Below are 464 nucleotides of genomic sequence, written 5' to 3'. Positions count from 1 at the left end.
AGCACAAGCCCTACCTGGACGACTTCACCAAGAAGAACGGCACCCACATCGTGCCGGTCGGCGACGTCCACCTGGAGCCCCTCGGCCTCTACTCCTACTCCAAGGCATTCGAGTCCACCTCGTTCAGCCAGGGCACCGCGATCGCCCTGATCACGGTTCTCCTGCTGTCCGGTGTGGCCGTGTACTACCTGCGCCAGCTCATGAAGACAGGAGAGGTCGAATGAGCTCCACGACCCAGACGCCGCAGGAACTGCGCCCGGACCGCAAGAAGAGCCGGCTCGGCTTCGACGTCCTCGGCCTCGGCATCGCCCTGGTCATGATCTTCCCCGTCTACTGGCTGGTCATCAGCGCGCTGCGGCCCAACCACGAGATCCGGTCCTACGACCAGACCCTGTGGCCCTCGTCGATCACCTTCGACAACTTCGTGCGCGCCGCCCAGCAGCCGAACTTCGGCACCGCGATCC

Annotated in this window: 1 protein-coding gene and 1 pseudogene; both read left to right on the top strand. The window is 64.7% G+C overall.

Annotated features, from left to right (window positions below):
• Positions 1-224: MetQ/NlpA family ABC transporter substrate-binding protein (locus IE97_RS0137860; RefSeq protein ID WP_030252233.1), on the top strand; the 224-nt coding region annotated here is incomplete at its 5' end.
• Positions 221-464 (top strand): annotated as a pseudogene (locus IE97_RS0137855) (carbohydrate ABC transporter permease); the annotation flags it as partial. The gene IE97_RS0137860 and the pseudogene IE97_RS0137855, both read left to right, overlap by 4 nt.

This window comes from Streptomyces sp. NRRL S-455 (assembly GCF_000717875.1).
Taxonomy (GTDB): domain Bacteria; phylum Actinomycetota; class Actinomycetes; order Streptomycetales; family Streptomycetaceae; genus Streptomyces.
This window is presented reverse-complemented; position numbering and strand designations above follow the sequence as displayed.